The 454-nt window shown below is 58.4% G+C and carries 1 protein-coding gene; it reads right to left on the reverse strand.

Annotation, left to right across the window (positions count from 1 at the left end):
* On the reverse strand, positions 1-399 hold a 399-nt coding region (locus FCS21_RS16085; RefSeq protein ID WP_281279984.1), incomplete at its 3' end, for a sigma-E factor regulatory protein RseB domain-containing protein.
* Positions 400-454 lie beyond the last annotated feature (55 nt).

Consider the following 454-nt stretch of genomic DNA (forward strand, 5'->3'; position numbering starts at 1 on the left):
TGCATTACGACCGGCCACGCGAGACTTTCCGATAACGGCCAGTTCGTAGAATTGATTGAGTCTTTGCGGATCGAGGGCGCGCGAGGGCGCATCACGCGAATTGCCCAGGCCGGCGACAAGAGTGCCGCTGACGCACTGAGTGCGGCCATCTACGCGAACGACTTCCTGGGCAGAACCATCAAGCTGCAAGATCCGCTCACGGACCTGGCCATTCTGGGCGCGATGCCAGATGTCGTGGGTAGAAAAACTGCCATTACGTTCGTAGACATACGTACCTTGGAAACTTTGCTGCTGCTCTGCACGCCCAAGTCGAGTCAGCCAGTCTTGGGCTTCGTCGGCATGGGCGGGGAGTGCAAACCAACCACTGAGCAATAACGTAAGGAGCGGTATGGCGCGCATAGGGCTCCTTAACGGATCAGCGGTTTTCCAGGCTTGCAGCGCGAGCGTATGGCAG

Origin of the sequence: Colwellia ponticola, from assembly GCF_005885605.1 — a bacterium.
Classification (GTDB): domain Bacteria; phylum Pseudomonadota; class Gammaproteobacteria; order Enterobacterales; family Alteromonadaceae; genus Colwellia; species Colwellia ponticola.